We start from the raw sequence: 19,264 nt of genomic DNA, 5'->3' as shown, positions 1-19,264 counted from the left end.
TATTATTTTTATATAAAATTCGAAAGGAACTCAAAAATATGATTAACAAAGATAATAAAACAAGTGAATTCACTATTAAAAACAAATCAAATTCTAATAATATTGATATTGAATCAGTAAATTATTCTTTGGATGAAGAATTAATTTATGGTGAATCTACTTGATTAACAGCTGCAAAATATAAATTCGATGATATATCAGCCGATATGTCAAGATTCTTTAGACAACATCCTTTAATCGGATATTCATTTAAACGTATTGTTTATGGATTTGCAACTTTATTATTTGCTATTATTGCACTATTCTTAATTGTTAATGCTGTAACCGATGTTAATCAGTATATGCCCGATTACTGAAATAAACTTGGTTTAGGAGAAGTTGGATCAGATAAATATAATGAATATCTAGCAGAGCGTATGAAATTATTTGGTGTTTATGGTTCAGTTGGAGAAAGATTATTAACTTACTTAAGAAACCTAACTCCATTTATTCCTAAATACATTGTTACAGGTCAAGAATTTGAATTTTCAGCAATAATTGATACAAATCCCTATTCAACAATTCACTCATTTGTATGAGCTGATGTTGTTAAAGCAAATCCAGAACTGGATTGAGGTAATATTACAGAAAATGTAACTTCAAAAAGAGTTTGAGTACATTTAGGTGTTGTTTCATCTAAATCAATTGGACAACCTGGTCAAACAGAAATTATGACATTATTTAATGAAGCTATTCCATATTCATTTGCATTTGGATCAGTTTCAGTAATTATTTCTTACATGATTGGTTTACCATTAGGTATCCAAGCAGCAAAACGTAAGGGTAAAACATCAGATAATATAATCAATGGTACAAATATTTTATTAGTAGCAGTTCCTGGTATTGTAATCATTATTGGTTTCTACTTATTAAGTATTTCCGCATTTGGTCATTCGGCTATGTTCGAATCTGGTTCATTCTGAACTAAATTTTGACCAGTGGTCGCATTAGTCACAATGATGACACCATCGACAGTAATTTTAACTAGACGTTATGTAATCGATGAAATGACAGCTGATTATACTAAATTTGCATACGCTAAAGGTATGGGAGAAACAAAAGTTTACTACATCCACATTTTTAGAAATGCTGGAATTAGAATTTTAAGACAATTCCCAATTGATTTAGCTGTTACATTGTTCGGAGCATCAATCTTAACAGAACAACAATGACAAATTCCGGGAATGAGTCCATTCATTGTTAAAGCAATTTCTGGAGAAAAAGATTCATTCGTTATTTTAGGATATATATCATTTGCAGCATTTATCAAAATATTTGCTACATTAATTTCTGACCTGATGATGGTTTGAATGGATCCAAGGGTAAGTTTAGGTAAAAAATAGAAAAGAGGAGAATGATTTATGAAAATTGATAAAGACGACTTTCAGCGTAAAAATAAAATAAATTTTGATGAAATAGATCAATCTCTTTTCACTTTGGTTGGAGCTAAAGAAGAGGAAAGTGAGCAGTTAAAGACAAAACAGTATAGTTATTGAAGATCGGTTGGAAAATTATTAATTAAATCTCCAATATTTATTATCGCAATTTCAATATTGATTGCTTTCATCTTATTATCATTAATTGTTCCGATCGGTCACGAAGCGACTCCATTGATTAAACCAAATCCATGAGGTGACGGAACAGTAATAATTGATGGTAGTCCAATGGCACCAACATGAGATTTCTTATTTGGATTGGGAACACAAGGTGAAGACCTTTGAATTAAAGTTTGAGCAGGAATGCGAACAACACTATTATTCTCATTCTTATTAGCAGCAATCCAATTGTTTGTAGGTATTTTATTAGGTTCAATTTGAGGATATTTCAAAAAAACTGATTTATTCTTTGTACAAATAACAAACTTATTAACTTTAGTTCCGCAATTAATTTTATTATTATTCATTATATTTATTTTTGACATAGGATATTGACCAATAATTTTTGGGGTATCACTACAAGCGTGAATTGCAATCGCAAGTACGGTTAGGGTGCAAATTATGTTAGTAAAAAATACTGACTATAATACTGCTTCTGTAAGTTTAGGTTCTTCATCAGGAAGAATTATTTCAAAAAATATTATGCCAAGAATTTTACCAGTAATTGTTCAAGCGGGAGCATTTGCTATTCCGAATGCAATTTCAATTGATGCTTCATTAACATTCCTAGGATTTGGATTTGTTACTGGACGTAAACAAACCTCACTTGGTCAAATATTAAATGAAATTATGGCTGGTACATTGTGACAAGACTTCCCACATTTAATCATTATTCCTATTGTATTAACAACCATTGTATCAATTATTTTCTTCGTAGTAGCAAAAGTATTTGCTGACTCATTAGATCCAAAAAACCATAGATAATTAACAGGAGGACATTATGGAAAACAAAAACAAAATTTTATCTTTAAAAGATATTGTCGTTAAATTTAGAGTGCGTTCAAAAATGCTAACATCAATCCGTAATGTTACATTCGATATATATGATGGAGAAACTGTAGCTATTGTTGGTGAATCAGGTTCTGGAAAATCAGTTTTAACTAAAACTTTAACAAATATGATTGAATCAAACGGATATATTGCCAGTGGTTCAATTATGTATTATCCAAATCAAGATACAATTAATAATGAAGAATCAGCTTTTAGATCTGAAGTGGATTTAATCAAATTCCATAAAGGAGCACTTTCAAAAGAATCTCGTAAAGCAATTAAAAAATATAACTTTTCAAGAATTAAAGATGCTAAAACTGCAATCGGAATTATTAATAAAGAAATTGAAGCTGGAATTAATCTTAAAGAAAACCAAATTCAATTAGAAAAACAAAACGATATTATCGAAGATGCTTATCGTGAAATGGCTTCATTTAATCGTTTATCAAAACGTACAAGATTAAAAGTTTCTTCAATAGTTAAACAATTAATTAATAATAAAAACTTAAAGAAAATTAAAAAATCTGAAATAAATTCAGTTTTAAATTATTTAAAAAATGAAGAATTTTTAACAGAATTTGAAACATATTTACAAATCATATTACAAGATTTGAAGGAAAATAGAGTTCCTGAAAGTGAACAAATATCTTTATTAAGAGAAATTTGAGAATTCCAAGCAGGTTCACCTTTTATAAACAAAATTAAAGCTAATAAAAGTCTTAAAAAATTACGTGGTGGAACAATTGCTACAATTTTCCAAGACCCTATGACATCTTTAAACCCACTACTATCAGTTGGTTACCAAATTTCAGAAGTATTACGTGATCACCAAAACATGTCACGTGCAGAAGCTAAAATTGAAGCAATCAAATTAATGGAAAAAGTAGGTATTCCAAACGCAGAAAATCGTTATAAAGATATTCCTGGTAAATATTCAGGTGGTATGCGTCAACGTGTGGTTATTGCTATTGCATTAGCATGTAAACCTAAGATTTTGATTTGTGATGAACCAACAACAGCTTTAGATGTTACAATTCAAGCACAAATCTTAGACTTAATTAAAGAATTAAAAGAAGAATACAAATTTACAGTTATTTTTATTACTCACGATTTAGGAGTTGTGGCTAATATTGCTGATCGTGTAGCGGTAGTATATGCTGGTCAAATTATTGAATATGGAACAACAAATGATATATTCTTTGATCCAAGACATCCATATACATGAGCATTATTATCTGCTTTACCTCAATTAGGTATTAAAGGAGAAGAGTTATTTTCAATTTCAGGAACACCACCTTCTTTATTTAATGAAATTAATGGTGATGCATTTGCACCAAGAAATCAATTCGCATTAGCGCTTGATTATCAAATAACACCTCCAATGTTTGAAATAAATGAAACACATGGAGCTAGAACTTGACTTCTTGATCCACGTGCTCCTAAAGTTTCAAAACCTAAACAATTAAGTAAGCTTAAAGAAGCTGTTGAGCAACATAAGGTAGGTGAATAAGTTATGAAAAAAGAACAAAAAGAAGCAATTGTTCAAGTTCGTGACTTAGTCATTGAATTTGGAACAGGTAAAAAAGCTGTTAAAGCTGTTAAAGGTGTGACTTTTGATGTATTCAAAGGGGAAACTTTTGGTTTAGTAGGAGAATCTGGATCAGGTAAAACTACTGTTGGACGTGCTGTTATGGGAATTCAACCAATCAGTGATGGAACAATTTACTTTAATAGTCGTGTTGCTTATGGTGCACCACCTAATTTACACGAATTAAATTTAAAAATTAAACGTAATTTAAAAATTATGCAAATGAATCAAAACACTACAACTGTTCGTTTAAACGAGTATATTGCTGAATTCAAACGTATTTATTATAAATACATTGAATCAATGTATTATGAATTTAAAACAGGTGAAGTTAAACCATATACTGATGGTGTTGATCGTAAAATTGCTGAAGGTGTAAATTTAAAAGATACTAAAATAATCAAAGTTAAAAAAGATATCAACCTTGAATACATCAACGAAGCAATTGAAGATAATCTTAAAAGATTATTAAAAGTAATTCGTTTACAACAAAAAACAATCAGATTCGTTGATAGAATTTCTGATTATGCAGATGTAAATGTCGATTTAGAAACTGCAATCGTTAAATATCAAAAAGAAGCGTATGAATTTGTAATTGGAATTAAGGATTTAGAAAATAATATTCATCAAAACATTCAAGAAATGAAAGAAATTCGTGAAAATTTGAAAAAAGGAGAATATACTTCAGTTAAAAAATTCTTTAATGATATGGGATCAAAAGTTGAAGAAGTAGTTAGATATCATAAGTCTATTTCTACATTGTTAGAAATGGCTATTAAAAAACATAATTTTAATATTGATTTATCAGTTGATGGTAAAGCAAAAAGAAAACGTATTTCTTCAATTAATTTTCAAATTGAAAAAAATAAAACAAGAAATAATATTTTATTAGTTGAAGAATTCAATAATATTTTAAAACTAATGGAATATCCAAATGTTCAAAAACAAGTTAATAAATCTGACAACTTTAAATTACCAAATAAAAAAGATAAGCATAATCTAAAAAAACAAATGCAAATGATTTTCCAAGACCCTGCTTCATCATTAAATGATCGTATGGCAGTTGAACAAATTATTGCAGAAGGTTTAGATAACTTCCCAGAAATTTATAAAAATGACGAAACTAGACAAGTTTATGTTGATTGATTTAACGCAAATGAAGAAGATGAATCAAAACACATTACTTTGAAAAAACTTGATGATTATAAAGTTAAAAAATTCCTAATATTAGAATTGTTAACAACTGTTGGTATGTTACCAGAACATTTATCAAGATATCCACATGAATTCTCAGGTGGTCAAAGACAACGTATTGGTATTGCTCGTGCATTGATTATGAAACCAAGTTTCATAGTAGCGGATGAACCAATTTCAGCACTTGACGTTTCAATTAGAGCTCAAGTTATGAATTTACTAGCAAAATTCCAAAAAGAATTTGATTTAACATATATTTTTATTGCTCACGATCTATCAGTTGTTAGATTTGTGGCTAATAGAATTGCTGTTATTTATCGTGGTGATATTGTGGAATTAGCAGAAGCTGATGAATTATTCTTTAATCCATTACACCCATATACAAAATCATTATTAAGCGCAGTTCCATTACCAGATCCGGAACAAGAACGTAATAAAGTACATTATAAGTATCAACCAGAAATTGAACATGCAGATTATATTACAGACTTCCCTCAATGAGTTGAAGTTAAAAATGGTCACTATGTTTATGCAAATGAACGTGAATTAAAAAATTACAAAAAACAATATAATCAATATTTAAAAAATAATAAATAAAAAGGAGAAAGAGTATTATGAAAAAACTACTATCGACATTAATGGCTTTTGGTGTAATTGCATCATCTACAATGACTGTTGTAGCTTGTGGTCCAGTTACTAAGACTAAACTAATGAATCGTTCGATTGATACATCAGTATTCAAAGGAACTTTCAAATTTCCTATGACTACTTGATCACATTTATCAACTCAACAAGCTGAAGATGCTATTATTTTGACTCAGTTACAAGATACTCTTTTAACACCTAATAGATATAATGAATTCGAAGGTTCTTTAGCTTATGATTGAAACTGAGATTCTGAAAAACTTGTTTGAGAATTTGATATGAAAACCAGTGAACTGGCTAGCAAATTAAATTCTGAAGGTATCAAAATAAATCCTGCGGTATGAACTGGTAAAAACGATCCTAAAGGTGATTATATAAAACAACATGAAATTGGTACAGATGGAATGTTAGATGCTTATAGATTTATTTTTAATCCAAATAACCTTTCTGCTGCAACAGCAGCTTGATCTTCAGTAATTCTTGGTGGAGTACAACTTGTTGATTTTATCGATAAACTGATCATTGGAACTCCGGAATTATTTGATAAAAGTTATGATTCAAAAAATTCTAATATAACTCAAGATATGCAACGTGTTATTTCTACAAAAGCAATTGATGTTGCAATCGCTTACTTTAATATGTATGTTGATGAAAGTGTTGATATTTCAAAAAGAGGAAATATCGAAATCAAAACTCCTGATGAATTAGATTGAACAACAGAAACAACTGTAGTCGAAGATAAAACAATTGTTGGTTATAAATTAACAAGTAAATCTCAAACTTGATTACAATCTCTAATTGAAGATAAAAAAATTGAATCAACAGGTGAAACTGATGAAAACATGTATAATGCATATATTAATAGAGCTAAATCAGAAGGTAAAGTAATTAAAGCTGCCGAAAATGGTTATACACTTCGTATGGCATTACAAAACCCTTCACCTTATTTTGAATCAATTGCTGCTTTCAATACATGAGCACCAGTTCCTCCAAAAGCTGTAGATTATAACAAAGCTGGTTCATCAAGTTATCATTATGGTGAAAGTCCAGATAACATTTGATATTCAGGAGCATATGTTATTGATAGTTATGCTCCAACAAGAAAAATTGAATTATCTCAAAATCCATACTATTATGAAGAAAAATATTTCGAAGAAGAAAATTCTATTAAAAAACAAATTTATTACTACATGGGTAGTGCTGATGTTTCTAAACCTAGATTATTATTTGAAGCAGGAGATATAAGTGAAGTTGAATTATCACCAACTGACTCTTCTGGTTGAAATCGTTATGTAGGATCAGACATTCAAAATCCTGCTTTTGAAGGAACACACCCAGTTAAAAAACCAAACTCAGGAACATGATTCTTAATGTATAACTTTGGTAGACTTGATGATAAAGGTACTTGAACACCCGAATCTAAAGCATTACACTTAACTTCTGTTCGTAAGTTAATCGGTTATGTAATGAATAGATCTCACCTAGCCAGTTTCTATTCAAAAGCTATGGATGGTGAATCTAATGAAGTAGATAAATTAGGTAATAGAACATCAAAATTGGTGAGAAATACTTATACTTCTGAAGGATTTATCCCTTATGGAGATGATAATAATAAACGTGATTATGCTTTAGATGATATTGGTGAAACATACAATAAAGTATTCACTTCAAATGAAACCCAACCTGAAACTAAAGTAAATGAAGAAAGTATTATTAGAGACGGTTATGATATGTATCGTTTTAATGATGATATTATTATTGGTGATCAAGCTCATTTCTTTGGAGAAACTGCTCAAGATATTGAACTTGAAAATGAATTTAAGAAATTGGCAAATCCTGAAGTAGAAACTTTAGAAAATGTTAATGCAAAAATTTCAATTTTAACTGAAAAAGTAGCGAATGATTTATACGCATTGATAGGTAAAAAAAGCATTACTTTAGAAATTTTGACTAACGGTAATACTAAAACAACAATTAATAGATCAATTCAAAACATGATTGATGATTTTAATAAAATGGTTAATGCTGATGGAAAACAAGTTATTCAAATTATCGAAAAAACTACAACAGACGCTGCCTCTTATAGAACACAATCTGAGCAAGGTAACTTTGATTTATATACAGGTGGTTGATCACCGGATTATACTGATCCTTATAACTTTTTACATACAATTATTTATAATGGTGAATATAATAACTATCAAGCACTAACAAAAGTTATTGAACCAATAAGCAATGATCAAAGCAAACTAAGAGGTGATGAACCAACTTTACGATATAAAGCGCAAAAAACTACTGGAATGACTTCAGAACAAATTGGAATATTAAACGATAACTTACTAGCACCGCTTGATAATTATACTCAAAACGTATCAGCAGCAAACTTGATTGGTACACCAGCAGATAGATATAAAGCTTTCGCAGCTGCTGAAGTAGAAGCTGTAATAAATAGACAATTTATTTTGCCAACTTATTCACAACGTGATGCTGAGACTATGTATCTTTCATACACTGATCCATTTACACGTGCTGCTTATCCATCTGGAGCTAGTCAATACAGATTATTTGGAGTTCTTATGTCAGAAAGATTGTTAACTAATGAACAATTTATTAAACGTAAAGAAGAACATCAAGATCAAATTGATAACCCAGATAAAAAAGTTCATTACTTTACATACCAAACTGATAGACCTGATCCTAATGAACCGACGATTTAACTCGTTGGTTTTTTAATGTTTTTATATGCTACAATCAAAATACTTTTAAAGTCTATTTATTAAAATAGAGGTATAATAATATTATTGGAGGATTTATGGAAAATCAAAAAATAATTACAAATGAAAAATTTAATGATGATAAAATTAAATCTTTCACTACTTATAAAAAAACTAGAAAACAGGATTCTATATCTTGAATTATAATAGGTTTATTCTTATTCTTTTTTACAGCTATTTCAATGGGAAGAATAACTATAGTTGGTCAATTTTTTGATGATGTAATTTTCAATTTAATTTTTGGTTGATTTAAATACCCTATGTATATAATTTTATTATTTGTTGATATTGTTATTTATGCAGGTGTAAAGTTTAAATTAAAGAAAAGATTGATTGCAATGATCATATCAACTTTCGTTTTATTATGTTGATTGATTTCAATATCATTAATGATTGATATTTATCATAATCAAAGAACTTTTAATGAGTATTCAATTAAAGAATTATGACAAAAAGATATTTTCACAAATTCTTTTGGAATTTATTTTGAGGAATGAAAAAACAACGCTATTTTTACAACAGCAAAAAACTTTAAAGTAATTGATTATTTCATTACGAGTGGTGGATATTTTAACACTTACTCTGGTGGTGGATTAATTGGTACTTTAACAGCTGGTTTAACAGCTTACTTATCAATTCCAGGTTCATTTATTTTGATGGTCATATTGATGGGAATTAATACTATGTGAATTCTTACAGGTGATGCTTTATATTTCTTTAAGCCTAAATCAAAAAGACATGGTAAGAAAATTAGAATTTTAAAATTAAAATCAAAAGAAAATCCTAATAAAAATATTAACAATGTTGATCAACTTAATAAAGAAGAAGTTATTCAAATTAAAAAAGACAATAGTTTGTGAACTGATTTGAAAGTTTTTGATAATATGCAAGCACTTGATGAAGCAATTGAAGAATCAGACATTACTATTGAACTACCGTTTTATGGTAAAAAAACAGAAATCGAAGTTGCGAATGTTGAAACACCGGTTATTGCGTTTGAAAAAGATGAGACAGTTAATCAATTGGAAAAATTTAATTTAAATGAACTTGAAGAAGAAGCTACATTTTTTGTTGATAAAGAATTGAAAAAAGTTACTCCGTCTAATGAAACTTTATTTGAAAAAAATTCTTCGCAACAAGTTAAATTTACACAAGAAATATCAGATGATGATTTTTTTGATGAACTTTATGAAGGTAAAGATGCTACTGTATATGTCGAACCTCCAAAACCAATTGTAAAAATAAATAAAAATTATAAAAATCCATCAATCGATTTACTACAAAAATTTGACAAAGATCCAAACAAAGAACTTGCTAATAAAAAAATTGCTCAAGAAAAAGCTGATGCCATAAATGAAGTATTTAATCATTTTAATGTTAAGGCAAACGTTATAAATACAATTATTGGACCATCTGTTACTAAATTTGAAATTCAACCTGATATTGGAACTAGAGTAAATAGTATTACTAAATTAGAAGAAGATTTGAAACTGGCTTTAGCTTCAAAAACAATTCGTATTGAATCACCTATTCAAGGAAAAAATCTAGTAGGTATTGAAATTGCCAACCCAAGTGCTGAGATAGTTTCTTTGAGAGAAATGATGGAATCTATTCCTAGTTCTAAAAAAGATGAAAAACTATTGTTTGTGTTAGGTAAAAATGTTTTAGGAGAACCTCTAACAGCAGAATTAAATAAAATGCCACACTTATTAGTGGCTGGTTCTACTGGTTCAGGTAAATCCGTAATGATCAACACACTAATTTGTTCAATTTTATTAAGAGCTAAACCAATTGAAGTAAGATTTTTGATGATTGACCCTAAAAAAGTAGAACTTTCAGGATATTCAGGAATTCCTCATATGCTAACACCAGTAATTTCTGATATGAAACAAGCTTCTAATTCTTTAAAAATGATTGTTTCAGAAATGGAAAGACGTTATGTTTTATTTACTGAAAATGGCGTTAAAAATATGGCTAGTTTTAATGAGAAAAATCCAAATAATAAATTACCCTTCATTGTTGTTATTATTGATGAACTTGCTGATTTAATGATGACGGGTGATCGAAAAGGTGTTGAAGAATCAATTATGAGAATTACACAAATGGCTCGTGCTGCAGGAATTCATTTAATTGTAGCTACACAAAGACCATCTGTTGATGTTCTTACGGGAACAATTAAGTCTAACATTCCAACTCGTATTGCATTCATGGTAACAACAGGTACAGATTCTAGAACTATTTTAGATTCATCAGGAGCTGAAACTCTTTTAGGTAGAGGAGATATGTTATTTTCTCCACCAGGGGGTAGTGATTTGATCAGAGCGCAAGGTGCATATATGTCTGATAAAGAAATTGAAGATATTGTTTCATGAACAATTCAACAACAAGAACCATTTTACTCAGAAGAATTTTCTGAAAATAATTTATCTGGTGTTGGACCTGGAGCACCCACTGAAAAAGATCCGATGTACGACATTGTTAAAACTCATGTTCTAGAGATTGGTGTTGTATCTGCTTCACAAATTAAAGGTTTATTTAAATTGGGTGATGCACGTGCTGCTGGTATTATTTTTGAATTGGAAAGAGAAGGAATTATTGGACCAAGACAAGGAAATAAACCAAGAGAAGTCATCATTAAAAAATAAAATCGGTTAATACCGATTTTTTATATAAAATTATTGAAAGAGGTAATTATGAATTTAGAAGATAAAGTTAAAAATTTACCTGATAAACCAGGTTGTTATATTTACTACAATAAAGATAAAAAAGTTATTTATGTTGGAAAAGCTAAAAATTTAAATAAACGTGTTGGTTCATATTTCAATAGAGTACATAATATAAAAACTACAAGATTAGTAAGAGAAATTTTTGATTTAGATTATTTCGTTGTTAAAAATGAAATGGAAGCTTTAATTCTTGAAGAAAATTTAATTAAAAAATATCGACCAAGATTTAATATTTTATTGAATGATGATAAAGCTTATCCTTATATAACAATCACAAACGAAAAAGATCCTCAATATAAATATGTTAGAAAATATAATAAAAAATCATTAAGAAGTTACGGACCATTTCCTTTAGGATCAAATGCGAGAGAAATAATGACCATATTAGAAAGAATTTACCCCCTAAGACGCTGTAAAGGCAATTTAGGTAAGCCATGTATCTATTTTCACATTGATCAGTGTTCTGGGGCTTGTTTTAAAGAAGTAGATCAATCGTTTTATAAAAATAACATTTCTCAAGTAGATAAATTTTTTAAAGGAAATGTTAAAGAAGTTGAACAAACTTTAATTAACAAAATGCAAATAGCTTCAAATAATCTTCAGTTTGAAGAAGCTCAAAGAATTAAAGAAACAATTAAATCTCTGAAAATAATTACTTTTGATCAAAATGTTGAATTGAATTCACAAAAAGATACTGATGTGTTTAATTATCATATTTCTAATGAAAATATTGCCCTTGTTGGTTTATTTTTTAGAGGCGGTAAACTGATTTTTAAAGACGAACATATTCAAGAGTATTTTGAACAAGACGAAGAAGCAATGTTGTTTAACTATATAGATGCAATATATACAAAAAACAACATTCCACATAAAATTATTGTGCCCAAATTTAGTAATGATATATTGATTAATGATCAATTAAAAACAGTTATAACAAAACCGATTAATAAAGAAGAAATTGGTTTAATTGAATTGGCATATAAAAATGCAGAAGAATTAAATAGAAAATCTTTAATCAAATCGCTAAGTGCACAAACAAATAAATCTGTTGTTTTAAAAGAATTACAAACTTTAATAGATTTAAATGTTTATCCTAATCATATTGAAATGTTTGACATTTCAAACATTGGTAATGAATTTGTAACTGGAAGTTGTGTTGTTTATAAAAATGGAGTTCCTTCAAGAAATGACTTTAGAAAATATAATATTGAAATAGAAGATGCTTCAGATTACCACAGAGTTAAAAACATGATTTATCGAAGATTCCAAAAAGCTTTAGTAGAAAGAAGAGAAATGCCAGATTTAATCATCATGGATGGTGGAATTATTCAAATTAATGCGGCTAAAGAACAACTTAATTTATTAGGATTAGAAGAATTAAATGTTATTGGTTTGGTTAAAGATGATCACCATAAAACTGATCATTTAATTGATTTAGATGGTAAAGTCGTAAATATTAAATCTAATCGAAATCTTTATAATTTTTTATCTGGAATTCAAATTAGAGTTGATGAATATGCTAAAAGTGGTTTTAGGAAAAAACAAAACAAAAAATTCTTAGAAACTGGATTGGAAAAAGTCACTGGATTAGGTGATAAAAAAATTCAAAATCTTTATAAAAAATTTGATTCTTTAGAAAATATTAAAAATGCTTCTTTTGAAGAATTGAATTCAGTAATTAAAAACACTAATACTACAAATAATTTGATTGAGTATTTAAAAAAATAAAACTTTCAATAAATAAATATTGTATAATTGTTAAAGATGTTTCAAAAAGGAGAGAAAATGGCAAAAGAAAAAATTATTTTAACTCAAGAAGGTCTTGAAGTTCTTAAAAAAGAATTAAAAAACTTGTTAGATGTTGTTAGACCACAAGTTATTGAAGAATTGGTTGAGGCACGTAATCAAGGTGATTTATCTGAAAACGCAGATTATGATGCAGCTAGAAATAGACAAGCTGAAGTTGAGGCTCGTATTAAAGAAGTTGAGGCTATGATTTCTCAAGCTCAAGTTATTGAGAATAATTCAGGAAATAAAAATGAAGTTAAAATTGGTTCAACAATTGAATTTGAGAATCAAAATTTAAAAACAAAATCGACACTAAAAATAGTTGGAGCTATTGAAGCTAATCCATTTGAGGGTTTAATTTCAAATGAATCTCCAATTGCTAAAGCGATGTTAGGATTCACTAAAGGCGATGTTGTTGAAATTAGTGATGTTGCATCACCTTACAAAATTAAAATTTTATCAGTTAATTAATGTAAAATAACTTGTGAAGACAAGTTATTTTTTTATGAAAGGAATATAGTTATGAGAGTTCAACAAACATTTAAAAATAATAAACCAACTATTTATTTAGTAGGAACACCAATCGGTAATTTAGATGACATGCCACCAAGAGCTTTAAAAGTTTTAGAAGAAGTGGATTTTATTTTTTGTGAAGATACAAGAACCACAAGTATTTTATTATCTAAATTTGAAATTAAAAATAACTTAATTTCATTGCATATGCATAATGAATTTCAAAGAGTTGTTGAAGTTAATAAATTGCTTGAATCAGGTAAAAACATTGCAATAGTCAGTGATGCTGGAGCTCCTATTATTTCAGATCCAGGTGCTACTTTTTTAAATGAACTTAAAAAACAAGATTTGGAATTTAATATTTCATCAGTTAATGTTGGACCAGCTTATATTCACGCTATTGTTGCATCAGGATTTATTTCTAAACAAAATTTATTTTACGGCTTTATTGAATCAAAAAATGAAGTTTCTAAAAAGAATGAATTATTAAATATTGTTAAAAAGTATAATGATGAAAATATAATTGCTTTTTATGAATCTGTTCATAGAATTAAATCTACAATCAAAATCTTAAATGAATTATTGAATCATGATCAACAAGTTGTTGTGGCTAGAGAAATCACAAAACTTAATGAAGAATATATTAGCGGTAATATTTCAGAGGTGAACGAATTTATTCAAAGTGATCAATTTATTGAAAAAGGTGAGTTTGTCATTGTTTTAGATAAATATCAAGTTCAATCATTAGAGTTGTCTAGTGAACAAATAGCTAATAAAGTTAAAGCATTGGTTGATGATGGGTATAAAACAAAACAAGCTTGTGAATTTGTGGCCAATGAATCAACATTTTCTAAAAATGAAATTTATAAAATTTATTTAGATTTTTTCAAATAACACACTAACCCTTTGTGGAGGTATAAAATGAAAAAATTAAATAAAGAAGAAATGCAAGAAATTAAAGCCGGATTTGTTATCACAGGAGCTCTACTTGCTGGAATAGCTGCAATAATTTCATCACTTACACATGTGGGTACGTCTGTTTCACAAATGAATTTAGCGAATAGAATTTATGATAGTAACCCGATTAAAGGATCTTTAAAGGTTGGAGAAATGAATTTATCATGAGATAACACTGTTTTGGCAAAGCAACAGCAACCAACACAAGTTACACTAACTGAGTTAAAGTCTTCACCAATTCATAACGAAGATCTTTCATCAATAGAAAATCAAAATTTTATTACAAATGATTTTCTATAAAATACACATAAATATTGCTATTTAGTGCCGAATTATAGTATTATATATATGTTGAAAACAAAATAGTTTCAACCGCTCTTACTAGTATGTTAAAAAAGCAGAACTTAGTTCTCACGTACGAAGGCGAGTCTAGACTGGAGGAAGAAAAATGTTCGCAATCATTAAAACTGGTGGAAAACAAATTAAAGTTGAAGCTGGACAAGAAATCTACATCGAATTAATTAAAGGTGAAGAAAATGGTACTGTTGTATTTGACGAAGTATTAATGATCGATGGGAAAGTAGGTACACCAACAATTGCTGGTGCAACTGTTACAGGTACAATCGTAAAACATGGTAAAGCTAAAAAAATCCGTGTAGTACGTTACCACCCAAAGAAAAATGTTAATAAAGTTTATGGTCATAGACAACCTTATACTAAAGTTAAAATTGAAGCAATCAATGCTAAATAATTTTATATGGTAAAAATTAATATAAATTGAAAAAATGAAGATATAACAAAAGTTCAAATGAGTGGACACGCAAATTCAGGTGAATATGGACAAGATTTAGTTTGTGCAGCTTTCACTGGAATTATGAGTGGTGCTATGAATGCAATGGATGTCTTTCATAAAAATGATATTGATATAAAAGTTTTAGAAAACGAGATTGTTATCAATGTATTAAATACAAATAATCAAGATTTACAAACGATGTTATTGATGTTGAAAGTTCAACTAGAAACAATAGCAGTTCAATATCCAAATAATGCAAAATTGAAGGAGGTACGTTAATATGCGTTTCTTATTAGGATTACAGTTCTTTGCTTCTAAAAAAGGAGTAGGGTCAACAAAAAACGGTAGAGATTCAGAATCAAAACGTTTAGGAGCTAAAAAAGCTGACGGTCAATTTGCTAATGCTGGATCAATTATCTTTAGACAAAGAGGTACAAAAATTCACCCAGGTCAAAATGTTGGACGTGGTGGAGATGATACACTATTCGCATTAGTTTCAGGTATCGTTAAATACGAAAAATTCGGAAAAAACCGTACAAGAGCTATTGTTATTAAACAAGAAGCTAAGTAATAAAAAACTGGTCTTATAACCAGTTTTTTTATTTTCAATATTTATTTAGAAAATTAACAACACCATCATCTTCAACATCATCAGTTATTGCAAAAGCAATTTCTTTTAATTCGTCAATCGCATTGCCCATAGCGATTGAATATTTATGATTTTCAAAAACATCAATATCGTTTCAACTATCTCCAAAAAAGATTACATTGTCTAAAGTTAAATTCGTACCATCAACTTTATTTATTTCTTCGATCATTTTTAATAATCCTGTAAATTTGTTTAAATGTGGAATAACTATATCAGCTGAATTCTTTGTTCAACACATAACTTGAAATAAATCCTCATCAATAACTTCTTTTAATTCACTGATTACTTTATCGAATTTGTCGTCATCATTAGTTTTAAAAATAACTTTTGGAGAAGTTATATTGTCAAGAACTTCGGCATTTGCAACTGCAAAATTTTTTTTAAATTTTGAATTAGATAAATTAGCAAATTCATCTAAATTCTCTTGTGAACCAAAATATATTTTACTTAAATCTGAATCTAAGAAACTTCAAAAGACATTATTTCTTTTAAATACATTAACCATGGTATTAACCATTTTATTATCGAATACACCAGTTGTTATACTTTTTTTTGTTTCAAAATCATGAATAACACTACCACTATTACCGATAAATCATTTTGTTTTATCATTTAATTTAGGATTAACACTTTTGACAAATTCCTCCATGTGATTTGGCATATTACCTGTATTCAAAACAAAATAACAACCGTCGTCAATAAATTTATTTAACTCTTTAATTGTTTTTTCACTAAGGTATGGCTTTCTAGTTGTTCTCAATGTTCCATCAACATCACAAACAATCAATTTAATCTCGTCATTATTAATTTTAATCATTTCTAATCTCCTGTTTCTTATATAATATAAGAAAATGAAAGGTGTTGGTTAAAAGTGTTAAAAATAGGTTTAAGTATTGCTGGTATGTTAGTATGTTTAATATTAATAATCATCGCTGCAATTTTGATTAAAAAGAAAACCAAAACTGAAGAATTAAAAAATGATAGTCAATCTGTTAAAAATAAAATATGAAGTTCTAAAAATAAAACAACAGTTCAAATTCCTAAATTTAACTATTATGAAATTTATGATAAGTTTCCTTTCAATAGTGAATTTATAGCAACAAAAGAATATTTGATTAAAAAAAATAATTTAGAATTTGAAGAAATTAATTTAATTATTAAAACATTAAAACAATTACAATTTGAATTTTATTCAAATTGGTCAATTGTTAATCATGAAATTTTGATTAAAAATAAAAACCCATACAACTATAAAATATTATTAAATTTTTATAAAGATAAAATTACTGAAGAATTTTCTAAACAAATAATTCCTCTTGTAATTGATAATCACGAGGATGAGGCACGGAAGATATTGATAAATATTTTTGATGAATTAAAAAATATTTATAAGCAAATTCACCAGAAGAAAATATCATCACAAAAATTTGAAGAAGATGAGGATATTGAAGTTAGAGATCCAATCTTAGAAGCATTTTTAATTTTAGAAATGAATGAAACTAACGATTTAGAATTAATTAAGAAACAATATAAAAAAATGGCTAAAAAATATCATCCAGATATAAATAAACATAAAAATGCTAATGAAAAAATGTCTATGATTAACGAAGCATATACATTAATTAAAACAATAAAAAAAATTTAATGATAAAATAATAACCAATAGGAGAAATAGTTATGAAAATTAACACAGAAAAATTATTATCAGAGTATTTTGAACAAGCTTATGAACACACTAAAAACTTATTAAAAATACCTTCTTTTTTAACACCCGCAGAACCAAATGCCCCATTTGGAAAAGGTACAAAAGACGCTTTAGATTATGCATGTAATCTTGCTAAAGACTTAGGATTTGATGTACACCAAGATTCACAAAATCGTTATGGATTTTTAGATTATGGTCATGGAGAAAAAACATTTATTATTTTATGTCACTTGGATGTTGTTCCTCCAGGTAATATGGAAGAATGAATTACTGATCCATTCACACCAATCGAACAAGACGGTAAATTAATTGGACGTGGTTCATTTGATGACAAAGGTCCAACAATGATGAACTTATTTGCATTAAAATACTTAAAAGATAATGGTTTTGTATCTAATGAATACAAAATTAGAATTGTATTTGGATTAACAGAAGAAACAACATGAGAATCAATTAGATTTTATCTAGCTGATCATGGTATAGCTGATGCTGGTTATGTTCCAGATGGTGAATTCCCAGTTGTTTATGCAGAAAAATGAATTGTTGATTTAGATGTTAAGTCATCAACAAAATGTGATTTTGAAATTAAGGGTGGTTCAGCATACAACATCGTTAACGATTTAGTTTCTTATAAAGGACCAAAACAAGAAGAAATCCAAAAATACTTAACTGAAAATAATATTAAAACAGAAATGAAAGATGGATTACTTTTAGTTAAAGGAGCAGCTGGTCATGGATCACTTCCATGAGTTGGAGTTAATGCAGCAACTTGATTAGCTAAAGCATTATATGAAAATGATATTCACCACCCAACAACTGATTATTTAGCAGAAAATGCTCATATGAATTACAATCATTCAACTATCTTTAAATCAATTAAAGATGAAACCGGAGATTTAACTCAAAATTTAGGAATCATTGATATTAAAGATGGTAGTCAAAGAATGGCATTTAATTATAGAGTTCCAGTTTTCACAGAACCAAAAGAAAAATTCATTCCAGTAATAACAGAGTTTGTTAAAAAATATAATTTAGAAACTGAAGTTATTGCTATTGAAGACAGTGTTTATGTACCAAGAGATTCAGATTTAATTAAAGGTATCATGTCTGTATATCAAGAAGTTACAGGTGATATGGAATCTCAACCACTAGCAATTGGTGGTGGAACTTATGCTAAATCAATGCCAAACATCGTTGCTTTTGGAGCTGAGTTTGATATTGAACAATCTACAATGCATGCTTACAATGAATATGTAAAAATTGACGATCTTAAAAAGATGTTAGAAATTTATACAAAAGCAATTGTATTATTAACAAAAATGACACAAAAATAATTATTACTCAAAACCTCATTCAAAGTTTGAATGAGGTTTTTTATTTGTTCGAAATAATTTACTAATTTAAGATGCTTCACCTTTTTTGTTTTTTCATAAAAAACCAATTTTCACTTGACGGGGGGGGGGGGGG

16 protein-coding genes and 1 other annotated feature are annotated in these 19,264 nt (G+C 28.2%); of the genes, 15 read left to right on the top strand and 1 reads right to left on the bottom strand.

What is annotated here, in order from left to right:
* The first annotated feature begins 38 nt into the window (after nt 1–38).
* The 13 genes from oppB to rpmA all read left to right on the top strand — a co-directional run bounded on the left by oppB (nt 39) and on the right by rpmA (nt 16,014).
* Nucleotides 39–1,382 (top strand): oligopeptide ABC transporter permease OppB, encoded by a 1,344-nt coding sequence (gene oppB, locus T347_RS0103240; protein ID WP_031543285.1) that lies wholly within the window; start codon nt 39–41, stop codon nt 1,380–1,382.
* A gap of 18 nt (nt 1,383–1,400) precedes the next feature.
* The gene (oppC, locus tag T347_RS0103235) at nt 1,401–2,399 is read left to right on the top strand and encodes an oligopeptide ABC transporter permease OppC (RefSeq protein WP_031543283.1); all 999 of its coding nucleotides are present in this window, start codon (nt 1,401–1,403) and stop codon (nt 2,397–2,399) included.
* Between the two features lie 16 nt (nt 2,400–2,415).
* On the top strand, nt 2,416–3,975 hold the full coding sequence (locus T347_RS0103230) for an ABC transporter ATP-binding protein (RefSeq protein ID WP_031543281.1): 1,560 nt from the start codon (nt 2,416–2,418) through the stop codon (nt 3,973–3,975).
* A gap of 3 nt (nt 3,976–3,978) precedes the next feature.
* On the top strand, nt 3,979–5,844 hold the full coding sequence (locus tag T347_RS03945; protein ID WP_031543279.1) for an ATP-binding cassette domain-containing protein: 1,866 nt from the start codon (nt 3,979–3,981) through the stop codon (nt 5,842–5,844).
* A gap of 17 nt (nt 5,845–5,861) precedes the next feature.
* The gene (gene oppA, locus T347_RS0103220; protein ID WP_031543277.1) at nt 5,862–8,609 is read left to right on the top strand and encodes an oligopeptide ABC transporter substrate-binding protein OppA; all 2,748 of its coding nucleotides are present in this window, start codon (nt 5,862–5,864) and stop codon (nt 8,607–8,609) included.
* A gap of 95 nt (nt 8,610–8,704) precedes the next feature.
* Nucleotides 8,705–11,311 carry a DNA translocase FtsK gene (locus tag T347_RS03825; protein WP_051636044.1) on the top strand — a complete coding sequence of 869 codons (2,607 nt, stop codon included), beginning with the start codon at nt 8,705–8,707 and terminating at the stop codon, nt 11,309–11,311.
* A gap of 48 nt (nt 11,312–11,359) precedes the next feature.
* On the top strand, nt 11,360–13,120 hold the full coding sequence (gene uvrC, locus T347_RS0103210) for an excinuclease ABC subunit UvrC (protein WP_031543274.1): 1,761 nt from the start codon (nt 11,360–11,362) through the stop codon (nt 13,118–13,120).
* Nucleotides 13,121–13,177: 57 nt separating this feature from the next.
* A complete protein-coding gene (greA, locus tag T347_RS0103205) occupies nt 13,178–13,651 on the top strand; it encodes a transcription elongation factor GreA (RefSeq protein ID WP_031543272.1) in 474 nt (157 codons plus the stop codon).
* 51 nt (nt 13,652–13,702) lie between these two features.
* Entirely contained in the window at nt 13,703–14,587 is an 885-nt protein-coding gene (gene rsmI / locus T347_RS0103200; protein WP_031543269.1) for a 16S rRNA (cytidine(1402)-2'-O)-methyltransferase, read from the top strand.
* 27 nt (nt 14,588–14,614) lie between these two features.
* Complete coding sequence (locus T347_RS0103195) at nt 14,615–14,950, top strand: hypothetical protein (protein WP_031543267.1); 336 nt, start codon at nt 14,615–14,617, stop codon at nt 14,948–14,950.
* Between the two features lie 60 nt (nt 14,951–15,010).
* Nucleotides 15,011–15,091 (top strand) — a sequence feature (ribosomal protein L21 leader region).
* A 7-nt stretch (nt 15,092–15,098) separates the two neighbouring features.
* On the top strand, nt 15,099–15,401 hold the full coding sequence (gene rplU / locus T347_RS0103190) for a 50S ribosomal protein L21 (protein ID WP_031543265.1): 303 nt from the start codon (nt 15,099–15,101) through the stop codon (nt 15,399–15,401).
* Nucleotides 15,402–15,407: 6 nt separating this feature from the next.
* Nucleotides 15,408–15,722, top strand: a complete 315-nt coding sequence (locus tag T347_RS0103185; RefSeq protein WP_031543263.1) for a ribosomal-processing cysteine protease Prp — start codon at nt 15,408–15,410, stop codon at nt 15,720–15,722.
* Nucleotide 15,723: 1 nt separating this feature from the next.
* Nucleotides 15,724–16,014, top strand: coding sequence for a 50S ribosomal protein L27 (gene rpmA, locus T347_RS0103180; RefSeq protein ID WP_031543261.1), 291 nt, complete (start codon nt 15,724–15,726; stop codon nt 16,012–16,014).
* A 28-nt stretch (nt 16,015–16,042) separates the two neighbouring features.
* Here rpmA and T347_RS0103175 read toward each other — a convergent pair whose 3' ends face one another.
* Nucleotides 16,043–16,909 (bottom strand): HAD-IIB family hydrolase, encoded by an 867-nt coding sequence (locus tag T347_RS0103175; RefSeq protein WP_031543259.1) that lies wholly within the window; start codon nt 16,907–16,909, stop codon nt 16,043–16,045.
* Between the two features lie 54 nt (nt 16,910–16,963).
* Between T347_RS0103175 and T347_RS0103170 the strand changes: the two genes are divergently transcribed.
* On the top strand, nt 16,964–17,737 hold the full coding sequence (locus T347_RS0103170; RefSeq protein WP_031543256.1) for a DnaJ domain-containing protein: 774 nt from the start codon (nt 16,964–16,966) through the stop codon (nt 17,735–17,737).
* Nucleotides 17,738–17,769: 32 nt separating this feature from the next.
* The gene (locus tag T347_RS0103165) at nt 17,770–19,131 is read left to right on the top strand and encodes a Sapep family Mn(2+)-dependent dipeptidase (protein ID WP_031543254.1); all 1,362 of its coding nucleotides are present in this window, start codon (nt 17,770–17,772) and stop codon (nt 19,129–19,131) included.
* The last annotated feature ends 133 nt before the right edge of the window (nt 19,132–19,264 follow it).

The sequence above is a fragment of the Mesoplasma photuris ATCC 49581 genome, from assembly GCF_000702725.1.
GTDB lineage: Bacteria > Bacillota_I > Bacilli_A > Mycoplasmatales > Mycoplasmataceae > Tullyiplasma > Tullyiplasma photuris.
This window is presented reverse-complemented; position numbering and strand designations above follow the sequence as displayed.